General features: G+C 64.5%; 16 protein-coding genes. 11 read left to right on the top strand and 5 right to left on the bottom strand.

Translation table 11 applies throughout. The features are described from left to right. Nucleotides 1–5: 5 nt before the first annotated feature. The 4 genes from XH98_RS27355 to iolG all read right to left on the bottom strand — a co-directional run bounded on the left by XH98_RS27355 (nucleotide 6) and on the right by iolG (nucleotide 5,114). On the bottom strand, nucleotides 6–2,186 hold the full coding sequence (locus XH98_RS27355; protein WP_271620473.1) for an ABC transporter permease: 2,181 nt from the start codon (nucleotides 2,184–2,186) through the stop codon (nucleotides 6–8). 22 nt (nucleotides 2,187–2,208) lie between these two features. After that, nucleotides 2,209–3,243 carry an ABC transporter substrate-binding protein gene (locus tag XH98_RS27350; protein ID WP_271602074.1) on the bottom strand — a complete coding sequence of 345 codons (1,035 nt, stop codon included), beginning with the start codon at nucleotides 3,241–3,243 and terminating at the stop codon, nucleotides 2,209–2,211. A 93-nt stretch (nucleotides 3,244–3,336) separates the two neighbouring features. Beyond that, nucleotides 3,337–4,119: an inositol monophosphatase family protein gene (locus XH98_RS27345; RefSeq protein WP_271620472.1), complete on the bottom strand. Its 783-nt coding sequence runs from the start codon at nucleotides 4,117–4,119 to the stop codon at nucleotides 3,337–3,339. A gap of 2 nt (nucleotides 4,120–4,121) precedes the next feature. Beyond that, on the bottom strand, nucleotides 4,122–5,114 hold the full coding sequence (iolG, locus tag XH98_RS27340; protein WP_271602072.1) for an inositol 2-dehydrogenase: 993 nt from the start codon (nucleotides 5,112–5,114) through the stop codon (nucleotides 4,122–4,124). 227 nt (nucleotides 5,115–5,341) lie between these two features. On the opposite strand from iolG, the gene iolD reads away from it, so the two are divergent. Continuing rightward, a complete protein-coding gene (gene iolD / locus XH98_RS27335; protein WP_271620471.1) occupies nucleotides 5,342–7,183 on the top strand; it encodes a 3D-(3,5/4)-trihydroxycyclohexane-1,2-dione acylhydrolase (decyclizing) in 1,842 nt (613 codons plus the stop codon). Nucleotides 7,184–7,198: 15 nt separating this feature from the next. Next, nucleotides 7,199–8,098 (top strand): myo-inosose-2 dehydratase, encoded by a 900-nt coding sequence (gene iolE / locus XH98_RS27330; RefSeq protein ID WP_271620470.1) that lies wholly within the window; start codon nucleotides 7,199–7,201, stop codon nucleotides 8,096–8,098. 30 nt (nucleotides 8,099–8,128) lie between these two features. On the opposite strand, the gene XH98_RS27325 is transcribed toward iolE, so the two are convergent. Then, entirely contained in the window at nucleotides 8,129–8,887 is a 759-nt protein-coding gene (locus XH98_RS27325) for an SDR family NAD(P)-dependent oxidoreductase (RefSeq protein ID WP_271602069.1), read from the bottom strand. Nucleotides 8,888–9,050: 163 nt separating this feature from the next. Here XH98_RS27325 and XH98_RS27320 point away from each other — a divergent pair, with 163 nt between their 5' ends. The 9 genes from XH98_RS27320 (at nucleotide 9,051) to XH98_RS27280 (ending at nucleotide 17,903) form a co-directional block, all read left to right on the top strand. Continuing rightward, nucleotides 9,051–10,316 (top strand): extracellular solute-binding protein, encoded by a 1,266-nt coding sequence (locus XH98_RS27320; protein WP_271620469.1) that lies wholly within the window; start codon nucleotides 9,051–9,053, stop codon nucleotides 10,314–10,316. Between the two features lie 2 nt (nucleotides 10,317–10,318). Then, entirely contained in the window at nucleotides 10,319–11,260 is a 942-nt protein-coding gene (locus tag XH98_RS27315) for a carbohydrate ABC transporter permease (RefSeq protein ID WP_271602067.1), read from the top strand. Then, nucleotides 11,253–12,101, top strand: coding sequence for a carbohydrate ABC transporter permease (locus tag XH98_RS27310; protein ID WP_271620468.1), 849 nt, complete (start codon nucleotides 11,253–11,255; stop codon nucleotides 12,099–12,101). Before XH98_RS27315 ends, XH98_RS27310 begins: the two co-directional genes overlap by 8 nt. 22 nt (nucleotides 12,102–12,123) lie before the next feature. Then, the gene (locus XH98_RS27305; protein ID WP_271602065.1) at nucleotides 12,124–13,221 is read left to right on the top strand and encodes a Gfo/Idh/MocA family protein; all 1,098 of its coding nucleotides are present in this window, start codon (nucleotides 12,124–12,126) and stop codon (nucleotides 13,219–13,221) included. Between the two features lie 10 nt (nucleotides 13,222–13,231). Continuing rightward, nucleotides 13,232–13,876 (top strand): ThuA domain-containing protein, encoded by a 645-nt coding sequence (locus XH98_RS27300; protein ID WP_057759104.1) that lies wholly within the window; start codon nucleotides 13,232–13,234, stop codon nucleotides 13,874–13,876. Beyond that, on the top strand, nucleotides 13,873–14,922 hold the full coding sequence (locus tag XH98_RS27295) for a LacI family DNA-binding transcriptional regulator (RefSeq protein ID WP_271602064.1): 1,050 nt from the start codon (nucleotides 13,873–13,875) through the stop codon (nucleotides 14,920–14,922). Before XH98_RS27300 ends, XH98_RS27295 begins: the two co-directional genes overlap by 4 nt. A 208-nt stretch (nucleotides 14,923–15,130) precedes the next feature. Then, complete coding sequence (locus XH98_RS27290; RefSeq protein ID WP_271620467.1) at nucleotides 15,131–16,081, top strand: PDR/VanB family oxidoreductase; 951 nt, start codon at nucleotides 15,131–15,133, stop codon at nucleotides 16,079–16,081. Between the two features lie 8 nt (nucleotides 16,082–16,089). Continuing rightward, complete coding sequence (locus XH98_RS27285) at nucleotides 16,090–17,430, top strand: Rieske 2Fe-2S domain-containing protein (RefSeq protein WP_271620466.1); 1,341 nt, start codon at nucleotides 16,090–16,092, stop codon at nucleotides 17,428–17,430. Next, nucleotides 17,427–17,903, top strand: a complete 477-nt coding sequence (locus tag XH98_RS27280; RefSeq protein WP_271620465.1) for an aromatic-ring-hydroxylating dioxygenase subunit beta — start codon at nucleotides 17,427–17,429, stop codon at nucleotides 17,901–17,903. The genes XH98_RS27285 and XH98_RS27280 overlap by 4 nt, the downstream gene beginning before the upstream one ends. Nucleotides 17,904–17,910: the final 7 nt, after the last annotated feature.

Raw genomic sequence — 17,910 nt, 5'->3', positions numbered from 1 at the left:
AAGTCCTATCTGGCCGGCTCGGCGGCCGAGGTCGCGAGCGTAACGGGCCTGCGGCCAAGCTTGCGCTCGCCGACGCCGAACTGGATGAGCGCGATGCCCGCCGCCATGACGACGATCAGCACCGAGGAGTAGGCGATGGCGAGGCCGAACTCGCCGGCCTCGACTCGCCCGACAATGTAGGCTGTGGCGAGATTGTATTCGGCCGACACCAGAAAGATCACGGCGCTGACCGAGGTGATGCTGCGCACGAAGCTGTAGATCAGCGCCGCGACGAGCGCGGGCTTGAGCAACGGCAGCACCACACGGCGCAATGTCGTGAAGCTGCGCGCCCGCAAGGTGGTCGAGGCCTCGTCGAGGCTCTTGTCGATCTGGGCCAGTCCCGCAATGCCCGAGCGTATGCCGACGGGCATGTTGCGGAACACGAAGGCGAGCACGAGAATGAGGCCGGTCCCGGTGATCTCGATCGGAGGCACGTTGAAGGCGAGGATATAGGCGACCCCGAGCACGGTGCCGGGAATGGCGAAGCTCAGCATGGTCGTGAATTCGAGCAGCTGCCGGCCGACGAAGCGTTGCCGCGTGAGCAGATAGGCGGTGAGCAGGCCGATCAGCGCCGTCAGTGGTGCCGAGATCGCAGCCACTTTCAACGTCGTGAACAAAGAGGGCCAGGCTGCGCCCTCGAAGAACAGGCCGTGGCTGAAATCGACGGCGAAGCCGGTGCGGTAATGCTCCAGCGTCGGCGTATGATCTCGGCCCATCGTCTTGACGAAGCCGCCGATCAGGATGACCGCGTAGATCACCGCTGTCAGCACGACCCAGGGTACGATCACCGCGGCGGAGAGCACGGTGACGGAGGTCGGAAGCTTCGCCGGAATGCCGGCATCGCCTTTGCCGGAGACGGTGGTGTAGCTCTTGCCGCCGAGCCAGCTCTGCTGCAGCCAGAATGCACCGAGCGTGAAGACGAGCAGCACGATCGCGAGCACGGCCGCCAGACCCTGGTTGTGTGCGGCGCCGACCACGGCAAAGAAGATCTTGGTCGAAAGCACCTCGAAATTGCCGCCGAGCACGAGCGGGTTGCCGAAATCGGCCAGGCTCTCGACGAAGCCGAGCAGAAAGGCGTTGGCGAGCCCCGGTCGCAGCAGCGGCCAGGTCACGGAGCGGAACGTCTGCCAATGCCTGGCGCCCAGCGTCTGGGACGCCTCTTCGAGGCTGGGAGCGATGCCCTGAACCACGCCCATCAGCACGAGAAAGGCGATCGGCGCGAAGGCCAGCACCTGCGCCAGCAGCACGCCCGGCAGGCCGTAGATCCAGCGCGAGCGCGGGATGCCGAACCATTCGGACATCAGGCCGGTGACGACGCCGGAACGGCCGAACAACAGGATGAGCGCCAGACCGATGACGAAGGGCGGTGTGATGATCGGCAGCACCGTCATCGCGCGCATCAGCCGCTTGCCGGGCATCGCCGTGCGCAACACCAGCAGCGCGCAGGCGAGGCCCAGCAGCGTGGTGATGAGGCCGGTCAGCACGCCGAGGATCAATGTGTTCCAGGCGACGCCGCAGGCGATGCCGCCGCCGACGCAGCCGAGGCCCCAGATCGTCGAGGAGAAGAGGCGGCCTGCGAATTCGCCCAGCGCCCAGCTGCCGTTGGCGTCGACCAGCGCACTGCGCAGGATCGTCGCCACCGGCAGGAAGATGAAGAGGCCGATCAGCAGCACCACGACACCGATGGAGGACGTGGTGAAGAGATCGCCCCGACAGAACCCGCGATAGGCGAGGCCGTGGCAGAGCAGCAAGAGGAGCGAGAACAGCGTCAGCAGCGCGCCGAAACCCATGCCCGGCTGCGCGGCGCCTGCGCCGCCCAGCAGCGCGGCGAGCCAGGGAATGCCTTGCCCGGGCAGCGTCACCGCAAAGCCTTGTGCGAAGAACGCTCCCAGGCCGAGCAGCCCGGCGACGATCAACGCGGTCCCACTAAGGGTGGTCTCGGCACGGACGGCGAGGAGCGTCGCCGCAAGCAGCGCGATGCCGATCGGCCACAGCCATGGGGCTGCGCCTGATGTCGCAAGCACCAGCGCGGTGCCGGCCCGCCCGAACGGATAGCCTGCAAGGTCCCAACCTTCCGGCAGGTACCATGGCACGAGCATATAGCCCAACCAGCCGAGCAGAAGAGCAAGCCGTGTCGAAGGGCGCATCCGAGATCTCCGCAGCCGACGGCTATTTCGGCAGCGCCTTGACCTCCTTGTCCCACTTCGTCAGCAGCCGCGAGCGCTCCGCGGACGAGCCGTATTTGACGAAGTCGTAGTTGATCAGCTTCATCTCGCTCATCTTCGGCGCTTGCGGCGGCACCGGAGCGTTCTTGTTGGACGGCACCTGATACGACTTCGCGGGGGCCGCGAGGGCCTGTGCGGCGGGGCTCAGCGCCCAATCGTAGAACTTCTTGGCGTTCTCCAGATTGCGTGCGCCCTTGACGATCGACATCGAGCCGATCTCGTAGCCGGTGCCTTCGCACGGGGCGACCGCCTTGATCGGGTCGCCCTGGACCGCATAGGTGAGGGCATCATGGATGAAGACGATGCCGACGGCGGTCTCGCCGAGGCTCGCAGCCTTGGCCGGCGCGGCGCCTGATTTGGTGTACTGGCTGACATTCTTGTGCAGGGCCTTGAGATAATCGAAGCCCTTGTCCTCGCCCATCAGCTGCACGACCGTGGCAAGCAGGGTATAGGCGGTGCCGGACGAGTTCGGGTCCGCCACCTGCACGTCATCCCTGAGCTTGGGGTTGAGCAGGTCGGCCCAGCATTTCGGCTCCGGGATGCCCTTGGCCTTGATCTGCTCGGTGTTGTAGCCGAAGCCGAGCGCGCCGGCGTAGATGCCGATCGCGCGCTGCTTCGCCGCTTTCCACTGGTTCAGCGCCCAGTCGTGCAGATCCCGGTTGGCGGGGGATTCGTATTCGAGCGTCAGTCCCTCATCGGCGGCCTGAAGATGCGGGTCGCCGGTGCCGCCCCACCAGATGTCGGCGCGGGGGTTCGAGGCCTCGGCCCTGAGCTGCGCATAGGTTTCGCCGGCGGATTTCCGCGTCATCGAAACCTTGATGCCGGTCTCCTTCTCGAAGGTGGTGGACATCGCGCGGCACCATTCCTCCTGCACGCCGCAATACATGACGAGCGACCCCTCGGCCGACGCCGAGGCTGCGCCCGCGACCAGGATACCGGCGCTGAACAGCGCCCTGGCAATCAGGGATTTCCAAACCATGGTCCACCTCCCCAGAACGAGAACTTGATATTCTCTGTCATTGGCTGGGACGGTGGCGTCTCTTCAGGTCCAAAGCAATAACTATTAAGTCGACTAGGAAATCCCGGTGATTTCGCTGAGCTGCGATGCCAGCGCCGGCGTGCAGCACAGGATCGGGTTGCCCTTGCTGATGCCGTCACCGGCGAAGAAGTCGCTGACCCAGCCGCCGGCCTCGCCGACGATCACGATGCCTGCGGCAACGTCCCAGGCGTTGATGTGCAGCTCGGCGTAGCCCTCGGTGCGCCCGGTTGCGACATTGCAGAGGCCCAAAGTGCCCGAGCCCACGCGCCTGACCGAGCAGCCGGCATCATAACCGCGGCCGATCATGTCGACATAGCGCTGCGGCGGAATACGGGACGACCAGCCCAGTTCGATGGAGGCCTGCCTGAGGTCATCGATACCTGAGACGGCAATCTTCCGCCCATTCAGGGTCGCGCCCTGGCCACGCTGGCCGACATAGAGCTCGTCCAGTGCGGGCGCGGCGACGATACCGATCGTCGGCTCGCGGTTGAACAAAAAGCCGATGGAGATGCACCAGTTGCGATCGCCATGGGCGAAGTTCGCAGTGCCGTCGATCGGATCGAGGATCCAGACCGCATCGCTGGCCTCGCCGCCGCCTTCCTCGCCGATGACAGTGTCGCCGGGGAAGAGCTCCGTCAGCCGTGCGCGCAAAAAGTCTTCGACGGCACCGTCGGCGACGGTGAGCCAATCCTGCGCGCCTTTCATCGTGACGCCGAGGCTTTCCTGCCGGCCGAAATAGCCGAGCGCGATGCGCCCCGCTTCAGTGGCGAGGCCCTGGGCCGCGTAACGGCGCAGCATGAGGTCGGCCGGCGTCATGCTCAGGCAGCCTTGATCGCGACAGGGCGGCCGGTGCGGGCCGACTCGGTCGCCGCGTCGGCGAGCACCTGCGCGCGCAGCCCGTCGAGACCGGTGGGAGAGGGCGCAGCCTTGCCGCTGCAGGCATCGATGAAGGCCGCAAGCTCGGCGCGATAGGCGGCGGCATAGCGTTCGAGAAAGAAGTTCTGCACCGGATCGGCACGGAAGCCCTGGCGGGTCGCGATCTCCAGAGTCGTCTCGTGGACGTTGCCGGCCCGCAGCATGCCCTTCGCGCCATGCACTTCGACGCGCTGGTCGTAGCCGTAAGTGGCACGGCGCGAATTCGAGATCTGCGCGATGCGCCCGCTCGCCGTCTTCATGACCACAGCGGCGGTGTCGACGTCGCCGGCTTCGCCGATCGCCTTGTCCACCAGCGCCGATCCGACTGCGAAGATGACGACCGGTTCCTCGGCCAGCAGGAAGCGCGCCATGTCGAAATCGTGGATCATCATGTCGCGGAACAGGCCGCCCGAGCGTTTCACATAGTCGACCGGCGGCGGTCCGGGATCGCGCGAGATCACGCTGACGATCTCGATCTCGCCGGCCTCGCCGCTGCGCAGCCGCTTCTCCAGCGCCGCAAAGTTCGGATCGAAGCGGCGGTTGAAGCCGATCATGAGAGGCTTGCCGGATTTTTCCACCGTGGCGAGGCAGCGGCGAATGCGGTCCGAATCGAGATCGACCGGCTTCTCGCAGAACACCGCCTTGCCGGCCGAAACGGCGGCTTCGATCAGGTCGGCATGCGTGTCGGTCGGCGTGCAGATCAGGATGGCGTCGATGGCTGAATCGCCGATGATCGCATCCGCATCGGCCACTTTCGCGCCCGTCGCCTGAGCCAGCGAGGACGCAGCCTCGTTCGAGGCGTCGGCCACCGCGACGAGCCGTGCATCGCTGCGCGCCGCTACATTGAGACCGTGAATGCGCCCGATCCTGCCGGCGCCGAGAAGTCCAAACCGCATTGCCATCATCACTGCTTGACTATTCGAATAAGCATTCCATTCTCTGCGCCGCCCAGTCAAGGTCGGAGCTTGCACTTCTCGATGTCATCAACCGCCACGCAACATCGTATCGGATCGAGCGACGACACATTCGCGACACAGTTGTGCGAGCACAAGCGCTCGGTCGGCGCGATGGCGGAATTTCTTGACGGGCCGGTCCGCGCGACGGGGTTGAGTGGGAGCGAGTGATGGCGACGATCAGGCTCACGATGGCCCAGGCGCTTGTCGCCGCGATGGCCGCGCAACGGACTGTCATCGACGGGAAGGATCAGCCGCTGTTCGCCGGCGTCTGGGCGATCTTCGGGCATGGCAATGTCGCAGGCCTCGGCGAGGCGCTTTATGCCGCGCGCGACCGCCTGCCGACATTGCGCGCGCATAATGAGCAGGCGATGGCGCATGCCGCGATTGCCTTCGCGAAAACCTCGCGCCGCCGGCGCACGATGGCGGTGACGAGCTCGATCGGCCCCGGCGCGACCAATATGGTGACGGCGGCAGCCGTCGCTCACGTCAATCGCCTGCCGGTGTTGCTGCTGCCGGGCGATGTCTTCGCCGGCCGCCGTCCCGATCCCGTGCTGCAGCAGATCGAGGATTTCGGCGACGGCACTGTCTCCGCCAATGATTGCTTCAGGCCCGTCTCGCGCTATTTCGATCGCATCACCAGGCCCGAGCAGATCATGCCCGCTTTCGAGCGGGCGATGCAGGTTCTGACCGACGCGGCCGAATGTGGACCCGTGACGCTTGCGCTCTGCCAGGACGTGCAAACGGAAGCCTTCGACTATCCCGACTGGTTCTTCGCCGAGCGCGTCTGGCAGCCGCGCCGTCCGCGCGCCGACGCGACGCAGATGGCGCAGGCCGCAGCGCTGCTCAAGGCCGCCAAGCGCCCGCTCGTCGTCGCTGGCGGCGGCGTTCTCTACAGCGAGGCGGAAGCCGATCTTGCGGCCTTCTGCACCGCGCACGGCATTCCGGCGGCAGAAACGCAGGCCGGCAAGAGCGCGCTGCCGCACGACCATCCTCTTAATCTCGGCGCGATCGGCGTCACCGGCACCGGCGCCGCCAATGATGCGGCGCGGCAGGCCGATCTCGTGCTGGCGATCGGCACCCGCTTGCAGGATTTCACCACCGGCTCGCGCTCGCTGTTCGCCGATCCCGCCTGCCGGATCATCGGCCTCAATACGCAAAGCTTCGATGCCGGCAAGCATCGCGCGCAGCCGCTCGTGGCCGATGCCAAGGTCGGCCTGGCCGAGCTCGGCACCGCCCTTCAGGGCTGGACGGCACCTGCCGTCTGGACCGGGCAGGCCAGGAGTGGCCGCACGGCCTGGCTGGAAACGGCCGCGCGCTACACCGCGTCAGGCAACGAAACCTTGCCGAGCGATGCCCAGGTCATCGGCGCCGTCCAGCGCCGCAGCCGGCCAAGCGATGTCGTGCTGTGCGCGGCCGGCGGCTTGCCCGGCGAGCTGCACAAGCTGTGGCAGCCGGGCGCGCCCGGCGGCTACCACATGGAATACGGCTATTCCTGCATGGGCTACGAAATCGCCGGCGGGCTCGGCGTCAAGCTCGCCGATCCCTCGCGCGAAGTCATCGTGATGGTCGGCGACGGCTCCTATCTGATGATGAATTCCGAGATCGCCACGTCGGTAATGTTAGGGGCAAAACTCATCATCGTCGTGCTCGATAACAGAGGCTTCGGCTGCATCAACCGGCTCCAGAACGCGACCGGTGGCGCCCCTTTCAACAACCTCTTGCGCGACGCCCGTCACGAGACGCTGCCCGAGATCGACTTCGCGGCCCACGCCGCCGCGATGGGAGCTACCGCGCGCAAGGTCGCCGGTATCGCTGAGCTGGAAGCGGCGTTCGAGGAGGCGCGAGGTCACGACCGGACCAGTGTCGTCGTGATCGACACCGATCCGCTGCGCTCGACCGACGCCGGTGGCCATTGGTGGGAGGTGGCGGTGCCGGAGGTCTCCGAGCGCACCGAGGTCGAAGCCGCAAGGCGCGGCTATATCGAGGCGCTTGCGCGTCGCAATATCTGATCGAGTGAGGACGACATGCCTATCCGTATCGGCGCCAACCCCATCGGCTGGTCGAACGACGATCTCCAGGAGATCGGCGGCGACACGCCGCTCGAGACCTGCCTTGCCGAGGCGCGCGAGGCCGGTTTCGAAGGCATGGAGCTTGGCCACAAATTTCCGCGCGAGCCGCAGGCCCTGAAGGCCGCGCTCGCGCCTTTCGGCATGGCCTGCATCTCCGGCTGGTATTCGGCGGAGCTCTTGAAGCGCAATGCCGACGCGGAGATGCAGCATCTGCGCCCGCATCTCGATCTCCTCAAGGCGATGGGATCATCAGTCCTCGTTTTCGCCGAGACCTCGAATGCGATCCACGGCGATCGCAGCAAGCCGCTGTCGCAGCGGCCGGTTATGAAGGCAGGCGACTGGGCGCAGTTCGGCCGCCGCATCACTGAAGTCGCCGAGCGCACGCTCGCCGAAGGCGTCAGGCTGGTCTACCATCATCACATCGGCACCATCGTCGAAAGCGCTGATGACATCGACGCCTTCATGGCGGCGACCGGCGAGGCTGCGCATCTCCTGCTCGACACCGGCCACGCCAGCTGGGGCGGTGTCGATCCGGCCGCGCTGGCGCGAAAATATCGCGCCCGCATCAGCCACGTCCACGCCAAGGATGTGCGCCGGGCGGTGATGGAGCAGGCGCGCCGCGAGGACTGGAGCTTCCTCGATGCGGTGCTGGGGCAGGGCAGCGAGCTCGGTGTCTACACCGTGCCCGGCGACGGCATGGTCGATTACCCCGCCGTCTTCCGCGAACTGCCGGGCTATTCCGGCTGGATCGTCGTCGAGGCTGAGCAGGACCCGCAGAAGGCACACCCGCTGACCTATGCCAAGAAGGGTGTTGCCCATCTGAAGCAGAGCCTGAAGGCGGCTGGGCTTACCTGATTGTGGTTCTGCCCAGCCGGGCGAAGCGCCTCAGACCCAGCCGCCGTCGACGATGTAGTGCTGGGCGGTGCAGGCAGAGGCTTCGTCTGAGGCGAGGAAGAGGGTGAATTTCGCGACTTCATCAGGCACGAGCCGGCGCTTCAGGCACTGGCGCTGCTGCAGCTCGGCTTCGCCTGCGGGCGTCATCCATTTCTCGAGCTGTCGTTCGGTCATGATCCATCCCGGTGCGATCGCGTTGACGCGGATGTTGAAGGGACCGTAGTCACGCGCCAGCGAGCGCGTGAGCCCGATCACGCCTGATTTGCTGGCGGTGTAGGCGGCCATGCCGCCCTGTCCGGCGATCCACGACACCGAGCCGAAATTGATGATGGCGCCCGACTTGGCCGCCTTCATGTCCGGCAACACGGCCTGTGACGCAAAGAACTGGTGCTTCAGGTTCACCGCGATGCGGTCATCCCAATATTCCGGCGTCATCTCCTCGGTCTTGTGCCGCTCGTCATGCGCGGCGTTGTTGATGAGGATGTTGATCGGCCCGTGTGCCTTGCGGGCCTCTTCGACGCCGGCGCGCAGGGCCGGGATGTCGGTCAGATCGACGCGCTGGAAATGCGCGGCCAGCCCTTGATCCGACAGCTCGCGCGCCAGGCGCTGGCCTTCGTCGACCTTGATGTCGAAGAACACGACCTTGGATTTCTGCTCCGCGAAGCGCCGCACGATCGCAGCACCAATTCCCGCTGCACCTCCGGTGATGAGCACAACCTTGCCGGCGAGGTCGGAATAGATGGCAGCCATGGGGAACCTTTCATCTTGTTATGGGCGGCGAAGCCCACCCTGATTCTTTCGCAGGAACTTAGCCGTTCCTCTTGTGAGGTCCATATGTCAGAATTTTAGTTGCGTACCTCAAAAACTGAAGGCAGGATTGCGTTCAAAGAATAAAAGCCGTTGGGAGGTTGTGATGAGATTGCTCGGGAAGCTGGGACTCGCCGTTGCCGCATGCCTGCTTGGCGCAAATGTCGCGGCAGCCGACACCACCGTGAAATGGCTCCACATCGAGGTCAATCCGGCCCAGGTGAAGATCTGGGAGGAGGTCGCACGCAGCTATGAGGCCTCGCACCCCGGTGTGAAGGTCGAGATGCAGTTCCTCGAGAACGAGGCCTACAAGGCCAAGCTGCCGACCATCCTGCAATCTAAGGACCGGCCGCACATCATCTATAGCTGGGCCGGCGGCGTCTTGAAGACGCAGGTCGATGCGGGCGTGCTGGAAGACATCACCGATTCCGTGAAGAGCGACGGCTACAGCGACACGATCGCACCGGCGGCGCTCGCCGCCTTCACGCAGAACGGCCGCGTCTTCGGACTTCCGATTTCGCTCTCGCAGGTCGGCTTCCTCTACAACAAGGATTTGATGGCCAAGGGTAATGTCGATCCAAGCAAGATCAAGACATGGGACGATCTGCTCGGCGCGGTGAAAACGCTGAAGGCCGCGGGTGTTACGCCGATTGTGGTTGGCGGTGCCGACAAATGGCCGCTGCATTTCTACTGGACGCATCTCGCCGTGCGCATCGGCGGCAAGCCGGCCTTCGATGCAGCGCTGAAGGGCGAGAATGGCGGCTTCGCCGGCGAGACCTTCCAGAAATCCGGCGAGCTGTTCAAGCAGCTGGTCGATCTGCAGCCGTTCCAGAACGGCTTCCTCGGCTTCAAGAACCCGCAGGCCGTCGGCTATTTCGGTGACGGGAAGGCCGCGATGATCCTGGCCATCTCCTCCTTCTATCACACCCAGCGCGCGCTTGCCGCCGACAAGGTCGGTCTCAGCGACGACAAGCTTGGCTGGTTCGATTTTCCGGTAGTACCCGGCGGCAAGGGTGAGCCGTCAGACACGCTCGGCGGCATCACCGGCTGGCTGATCACCAAGGGCGCGCCCAAGGAAGCCACCGACTTCCTCAAGTTCTTTATCTCCAAGGACGTGCAGGCGCGGCTCGCCGCCGGCAACTTCATTGTTCCCGTCGTCAAGGGCGGCGAAGCCGGCCTCAACAGCGCCTTCATGAAGCAGATCGCAGCCAATCTGGCGAGGTCGCAGTACCACCAGAACTTCTATGACCAGAGCCTCGGCCCGTCGGTCGGGCGCGTGGTCAACGACGTCACGGCGGAGATCGCTGGTGGCAGCATGAGCCCGCAGGACGCTGCGAAGGCAATCGAAGCGGCGTACAAGCAAGGTAACTGACTGTGGCGCGACGGATCGCGATCACCTCGCCGATCAGCGTTGCCGGTGAGGCGGCTCCTCAGGTTGCGGTGCGGGGCCCGGGCTGGGACGGCCGCTTCACCGTCCTGATCCTGTTTCTGCCGCCGGCGCTGCTGCTGTTCACGCTGTTCGTGGTGCTGCCGATCGGCGAGGCGGCGTGGTACTCGGGCTTCAACTGGAACGGTTTCGGCAGGCCGACCAACTGGATCGGCTTCGACAATTATCGCTTCGTGCTCGAAACCCGCGCGTTCTGGCTCGCGCTGCGCAACAACGGACTGATCATCGCGGTCTCGCTCGCGATCCAGCTGCCGCTCGCGCTGACACTGGCCCTGATGCTGGCCGAGAAGTTCCGCGGCGCGGTGGCGCTGCGCATGCTGTTCTTCATGCCCTATATCCTGGCGGAGATCGCGACCGGCTTGATCTTCAGCTTCGTCTATGACGGTGACTACGGTCTCGTCGCATCGATCTGGCGCACCTTCGGCGCCGAGCCGCCGCACCTCCTGGCCTCGACCGATACGGCGATGCTGGCGGTGCTGATCGTCATCGTGTGGAAGTATTTCGGCTTCCATATGATGCTGTTCATCGCGGCGCTGCAGAGCCTCGACAAGAGTCTGGTCGAGGCGGCGCGGATCGACGGCGCAACGCGCTCGCAGGCGCTGCGCCATGTCGTGATCCCCTTGCTCTACCCGACCATCCGCCTGTCGGTGTTCTTCGCCATCGTCGGCTCGCTGCAGCTGTTCGATCTCGTCATGCCGCTGACGCGCGGGGGACCTGCGGATTCCTCCAACACCATGGTCAGCTTCCTCTACAACAACGGCATCTCGCGCATGCGGGTCGGCTATGGCAGCGCCATCGGCGTCATCCTGTTCGCGATCTGCGTGACCTTTGCCTTCACCTACAAGCGATGGTTCATGCGCGATGAATAGTGCCGAGACTGCCCGCGCGCCGTTCGACCCCGCAATGCTGTTCAAGGCGGCATTTCTCGGCATCGTTGCCATCTTCGTGCTGGTGCCGCTGCTTGCGACTCTGCTCGGCGGTTTCAAATCGCTCGGCGAATTGCGCGTCAATCCATTCGGCCTGCCACAACATTGGGAGTGGCAGAACTATGCGGACATCCTGTTCTCTGCCCGCTACTGGCAGCTCCTGCGCAACTCGCTGATCATCTCGACCCTCACGGTGACATTGACGCTGATCGTCGCCTCGATGGCGGCGTTCACCTTCGCCCATGTCAGGTTCTTCGGCTCGTCGATGCTGCTGAGCTATTTGACGCTCGGCCTGTTGTTTCCGGCGGCGACCGCCGTGCTGCCGCTGTTCATCAAGGTGCGCGACCTCGGCCTGCTCGATACCTATTTCGGCGTGGCGCTGCCGCAAGTGGCCTTCAGCCTCGCCATGAGCGTGCTGCTGCTGCGCCGCTTCTTCAAGGACATTCCCTATGAGCTGCTGGAGGCCGCGCTGGTCGACGGCTGCAGCTACGTCAAGTTCTTTCGTTATGTGACGCTGCCGTTGTCGCGGCCGATCCTGGCCACCGTCGGCACCATCACCTTCGTCAACAGCTGGAACGCCTATCTGCTGCCGCTGGTGATGCTTAACACCGATGCGCTCTATCCCTGGCCGCTCGGCATCATGGTTTACCAGGGCGAATATTCGTCCGAGTGGCACCTGATCCTCGCCTTCATCACGCTCACCATCCTGCCGACGATCATTCTGTTCCTGCTGGCGCAAAAGCACATCGTTGCCGGCCTCACGGCGGGCGCGGTCAAGGGATAAGCAAGACTTCACGGAGACAACAATGAGAAAAGTCGGCGTCGGAATCATCGGCTGCGGTGTCATCAGCACTGCTTACCTCAAGGCAGCGCAGCGCTTTCCAGTCATGGAGGTGAGGGCACTCGCCGACATGCGCAGCGATGTCGCCGAGCGCCAGGGCGCCGCCTTCAACTTGCCGGCGATGCGGGTCGACCAGCTGCTCAAGCGCGATGACGTCGAGATCGTCGTCAATCTCACCGTCCCGCTCGCCCACACCGATGTCAGCCTCGCGGTGCTGAACGCGGGCAAGCACGTCCATTCCGAGAAGCCGCTCGGCATCAACGTTGCGGAAGCCCGCAAGGTGATGGATCTCGCCGCGCAGAAGAACCTTCGTGTCGGCTGCGCACCCGACACGTTCCTCGGCGGCGGGCACCAGACCGCGCGCAAGCTGATCGATGACGGCGCGATCGGCACGCCCGTGGCGGGCAGCGCCTTCTTCGGCTGCCCCGGCCATGAGCGCTGGCATCCGGCGCCGGGCTTTTATTATTTGCGGGGCGGCGGGCCGATGTTGGACATGGGCCCGTATTACATCACCGATCTTGTGCAACTGCTGGGGCCCGTTGCCAGTGTGATGGGCTCGACCGCGCGCCCGAGATCCGAGCGTCTGGTCACCAGTCAGCCGATGAACGGCAGCTTCATCCCGGTCGAGGTGGCGACCCACGTCGCGGGCACACTCGAATTCGAAAGCGGGGCCGTCGTCTCGATCACGATGAGCTTCGATGTGCCGAAGCACCGCCACGCGCCGATCGAGATCTATGGCGACAAGGGCAGCATGCTGGTGCCGGACCCGAACCGCTTCGGCGGCGAAGTGCAGGTCGCCAAGACCGGCGGCGAATTTGAGACGATGCCGTTGACGCATGGTCATGTCGAAGGCGAATTCCGCTCGATCGGCGTCGCCGACATGGCCTCCGCGATCCTGAACAACCGGCCGCACCGCGCCAGCGGCGCGCTCGCCTTCCATGTGCTGGAAGTGATGGAGGCGTTCCAGACCTCGGCGGACGAGGGGCGGCGCGTCAAGATCGAAAACCGCGTCGAGCGGCCGGCGATGCTGCCGGCCGGACGTGAAACCGGACAGATCGACTGAGGGAATGAGCATGCGCAAGGCATTGATTGTATGGGGCGGCTGGCCGGGACACGATCCCGATCTCTGTGCCTCGATGATCCGCGGCTGGCTGAAGGCGGAAGGCTTCGAAGTCCGGATCGAGACCACGACCGAGGCGTTCGGCGATCCCAAGATCCACGATCTCTCGCTGATCATCCCGATCTACACCATGTCGAAGATCGAGAAGGCGGACGCGCTCAATCTCTGCGCGGCCGTGCGCAGCGGCGTCGGGCTCGCCGGTCATCATGGCGGTATGTGCGATGCCTTCCGCGATTCTGTGGACTACCAGTTCATGTGCGGCGGGCAATGGGTCGCGCATCCCGGCAACATCATCGACTACAAGGTCGACGTGACCAAGCCTGACGATCCCATCATGAAGGGCCTGAAGAGTTTTGAGCATCGTTCCGAGCAGTATTACATGCATGTCGATCCCGCTATCGAGGTGCTGGCGACGACGACCTTTACCGGCGAGCACGCGCCCTGGATCGACGGCGTGGTGATGCCGGTGGTCTGGAAGAAGCAATATGGCGCGGGCAGGGTGTTCTATTCCTCGCTCGGTCATCGCGCCTATGAGCTCGACGTACCGGAGATCCGGACATTGATGACCCGCGGCATGCTGTGGGCGGCGCGCGAATGACTGAGAGCGCGACCCAGCCCATGGCTCGCGCCACGCTCGAGGATGTCGCGCGCGCGGCGGGGGTGTCGCTCGCCACCGTCGATCGCGTCGTCAACCGGCGCGAGGGCGTGCGCGCCAAGACCGTCGCGCGTGTCGAGGCCGCGGTGGCAAAACTGGGCTATCGTGCCGACGTCGCCGCTGCGCGCCTCGCCCGCGGGCAGTCGTTTCGTTTCGCCTTCGTGCTGCCGACCGGCAGCAACAGCTTCATGACCAATTTGTCCGAGCAGGTCCAGCGCACCGCCGGCTGGCTTGCCGGCCAGCGCGGCTTCATCGACGTCCGCCACGTCGACGTGTTCGATCCGGAAGTTCTGGCCGGCGCACTGGAGGATTTGTCGCCGGTCTATCAGGGGGTCGCCGTGGTCGCGCTCGACCATCCCAAGGTCCGCGACGCGATCGACGAGCTCACCGCGCGCGGGATCGTCGTGGTGACCCTTGTGTCGGACGCGCCGAGCTCGCGCCGTCTGCACTATGTCGGTATCGACAATCCGGCCGCGGGACGGACCGCGGCAACGCTGATGGGGCGCTTTCTCGCCGCTCGCGACGGCAAGGTTGCGGTCATCGCGGGATCGTTGTCGCTGCGCGATCACAGCGAGCGGCAGTTCGGCTTCCATCAGATCTTGTCCAGCGAGTATCCAAACCTGGTGACATTGCCTGTCATCGAGGGCCGTGACGACAGCGAGCGCACGCGGGAGCTGACCACCGCGCTGCTCAAACGCCATGCGGACCTGCGCGGCATCTATTGCTGCGGCGCCGGCAATCGCGGCATTGCCGAGGCACTCGAGGCCTCCGGCCGCGCGCGCGACGTGGTCTGGATCACTCATGAGCTGACCCAGCATACGCGGCGCTTCCTGGTGCGCGGCACGCTCGATGCGATCATCAACCAGGATCCCGGCCACGAGGCGCGCTCCGCCGCACGGGTGCTGCTGGCGCATTGCATGGAAGAGCCGATCAGCCCCGATCAGGAGCGCATCCGCATCGACATCTTCCTGCGCGACAACCTGCCGTAACGGCCTGATGGTGTCGGCGGAGCGCTCGGGACGATGCATCGCCCGGGACTGTTCAGGCCGGCACACCCCAGTATACCAAGAGCTCCATCTTCCCAAATAGTTGGAGGCGCGATGTGCGCCCCGCCGGGCCTGGCCCGCGCGGACGATTGACAGGCAATTATTACATGTCTAAAAATATGCAAATTCATATAATTCACGGGCCGCCTGAATGGACGCGCATCCGCTCAAGCTCAAGGTCAGGTCGTATGCCGCGGAGACGCCGTTCATACGGAGCCTTGTGTTTGGCGTGGAGGACGGGGCCGTGCCGCGCTGGCAGGCCGGCGCGCATCTCCGCGTGGCGCTCCCCGATGGAGGGGACCGGCCGTATTCGCTGATGGCGTTGCCGGGCCTGCCCGGGGATGCGCTGGCGCTCGGTGTCCTGCGCGAAGAGGCCTCGAACGGCGGCTCGCAATTCATGCATGCGCTGAAGGTCGGCGATGTCGTGAAGGCGAGCGCGCCGGTCAACAATTTTCGCCTGCACGAGGGCAGCGTGCCGGCGCTGCTGTTTGCCGGCGGCATCGGCATCACGCCTGTACTGTCGATGGCGGCGGAGCTGGCGGCGCGAGGAAGTCCGTATCGCCTGCATTATGCCGGCCGCAAGCAAGGACTGCTGGCGTTCCTGCCGCAATTGCAGAAGATCTGCGCCAGGAATCTGTCCGTTCACTACGACAGCGATGAGACCCGCCTCGACATTGCAGCAGCGCTCGGCGCTTCAGGTGCAAATGCTCACATCTATGTCTGCGGCCCCCCAGGCATGATCGAGGCGGTCAAGGCCGGTGCGCTCGCCGCCGGCGTATCAGCCGATCGCATCCATTACGAGCTGTTCAAATCCGAGCAGCCGTCCTCGCCGGACCGGCCGTTCGAGGTCGAGATAAAATCGACCGGGCAGGTCGTCGGCGTCGCGGTGGGGCAGAGCATCATCCAGGCGCTGGAGGCGGCGGGGCTCGACGTTCTCTACGACTGCCAGCGCGGCGATTGCGGCATCTGCCAATGCGGCGTGATCGATGGCGTGCCTGATCACCGCGACGTCATTCTCAGCGACGAGGAGAGGGCGTCCAACAAGGTCATGCAGATCTGCGTGTCGCGCGCCAAGTCCGAACGTCTGGTGCTGGATTTGTGAGGGGAGCCATGACGAAATACGGAAGGAATGCCCAAGCGATTGCCGCGCTGGTGCGCGAGGCCGAGGTGCACCGCGACGTCTATGTCGACCCTGAAATCTTCGAGCTCGAGATGGAGCACCTGTTTCCGAACAGCTGGATCTATGTCGGCCATGCCAGCCAGCTGGCCAATTCAGGCGATTTCATCACTGCCACCATCGGCCGGCAGCCGGTCATGGCCAGCCGCCACAGCGACGGCTCCATCCACGTCTTCTACAATCGCTGCCCGCACAAGGGCGTGAAGATCGCCTCTGAGCCCTGCGGCAACACCGGAAAATTCTTTCGCTGTCCCTATCATGCCTGGTCCTTCAAGACCGATGGCTCGCTGCTCGCGATTCCCTTGAAGAAGGGCTACGAGGGCACCGGCTTCGGCGACACCCAGGCCAATGAGGGGCTGTCGAAGGTCGAAAACGTCGTCATCTACCGCGATTTCATCTTCGCCCGCCTCAGCGATAATGGCGTGTCGTTCGAGGATTATTTCGGCGAGAGCCTCTCGACCATCGACAACATGGTCGACCGCTCGCCGGAGGGAAAGCTCGCCGTCCAGGCGACGCCGATCCGCTACATGCACAGCTGCAATTGGAAGATGCTGGTCGAGAACCAGACCGACACCTGCCATCCCATGGTGGCGCATGAGAGCTCGGCCGGCACCGCGGTCAAGGTCTGGAAGCGCGAGCAGGGGGATGCCACGGAGACGCCGATGGCGGTGCAGCTCTACGGGCCCTTCATGAGCCCGTACGAGTTCTACGAGCAGAGCGGCATCAGGATCTGGCCGAACGGCCACGGTCATACCGGCGTCGCCAACTCCATCCATTCGAACTATCAGGATGTCCCCGGCTATCTCGACCGGATGGTTGCGGCCTATGGCGAGCAGCGGGCGCACGAGATCCTCGGCGAGGTCCGCCACAACACCGTCTATTTCCCGAACATCATGGTGAAAGGCGCGGTGCAGATCCTGCGCAATTTCATCCCCGTAGCGGTCGACAAGACGCTGGTGGAGAGCTGGGTCTATCGCCTGGTCGGCGCGCCCGACAAGCTCTACGAGCGCGCCCTGATGTACAACCGCTTCATCAACGCGCCCACTTCGATCGTCGGCCACGACGATCTCGAAATGTACGAGCGGGCGCAGGAAGGGCTCAAGTCGAACGGCAATCAATGGGTCAATCTGCGGCGGCTCTACGACGATCATGAGGAGCCTGATGTCACGGCCGTCATCAACGGCACATCGGAGCGGCAGATGCGAAACCAGTTCCATGCCTGGGCGAAATTCATGACCATGGACATGGACAAGCGCATCGAGGCCGCGGAATGATCAGCGAGAGGGACGTTACGGACTTCATCTACCGCGAGGCCGAGCTGCTCGACACCATGCAGTGGCAGGCCTGGCTCGAACTGTTTCATCCCGAGGGGCGCTACTGGATGCCGTTGGAATGGCAGCAGCAGGATCCGGTGCTGCAGCCGTCCTTGATGTACGAGGACCTGCTGCTCCTGAAGGTTCGCGTCGAGCGGCTGGCCGGCGAGCGCACCTTCAGCCAGAAGCCGAAGAGCCGCTGTCATCATCTGCTCCAGGCGCCCAGGATCGTGGCGTGCGATCCTGAAGCCGGCGTGTTCAAGGCGCGGACGTCCTACATCTACACCGAGACCCGCGGTGATACGCTGGAGCGTTATTCGGGATGGGCCTCGCACGATCTCGTAGAGGTCGGCGATGCCCTGAAGATCAAGCTCAAGCGGATCGATCTCGTCAATTTCGATGCGCCGTTCGGCAATATCCAGCTTTTCATGTGAGACTGCT

This window comes from Bradyrhizobium sp. CCBAU 51745, assembly GCF_028128715.1.
Taxonomy (GTDB): Bacteria; Pseudomonadota; Alphaproteobacteria; order Rhizobiales; family Xanthobacteraceae; genus Bradyrhizobium; species Bradyrhizobium manausense.
Note: the sequence above shows the minus strand (reverse complement) of the source record. Positions and strands in the feature narration are given on the sequence as shown.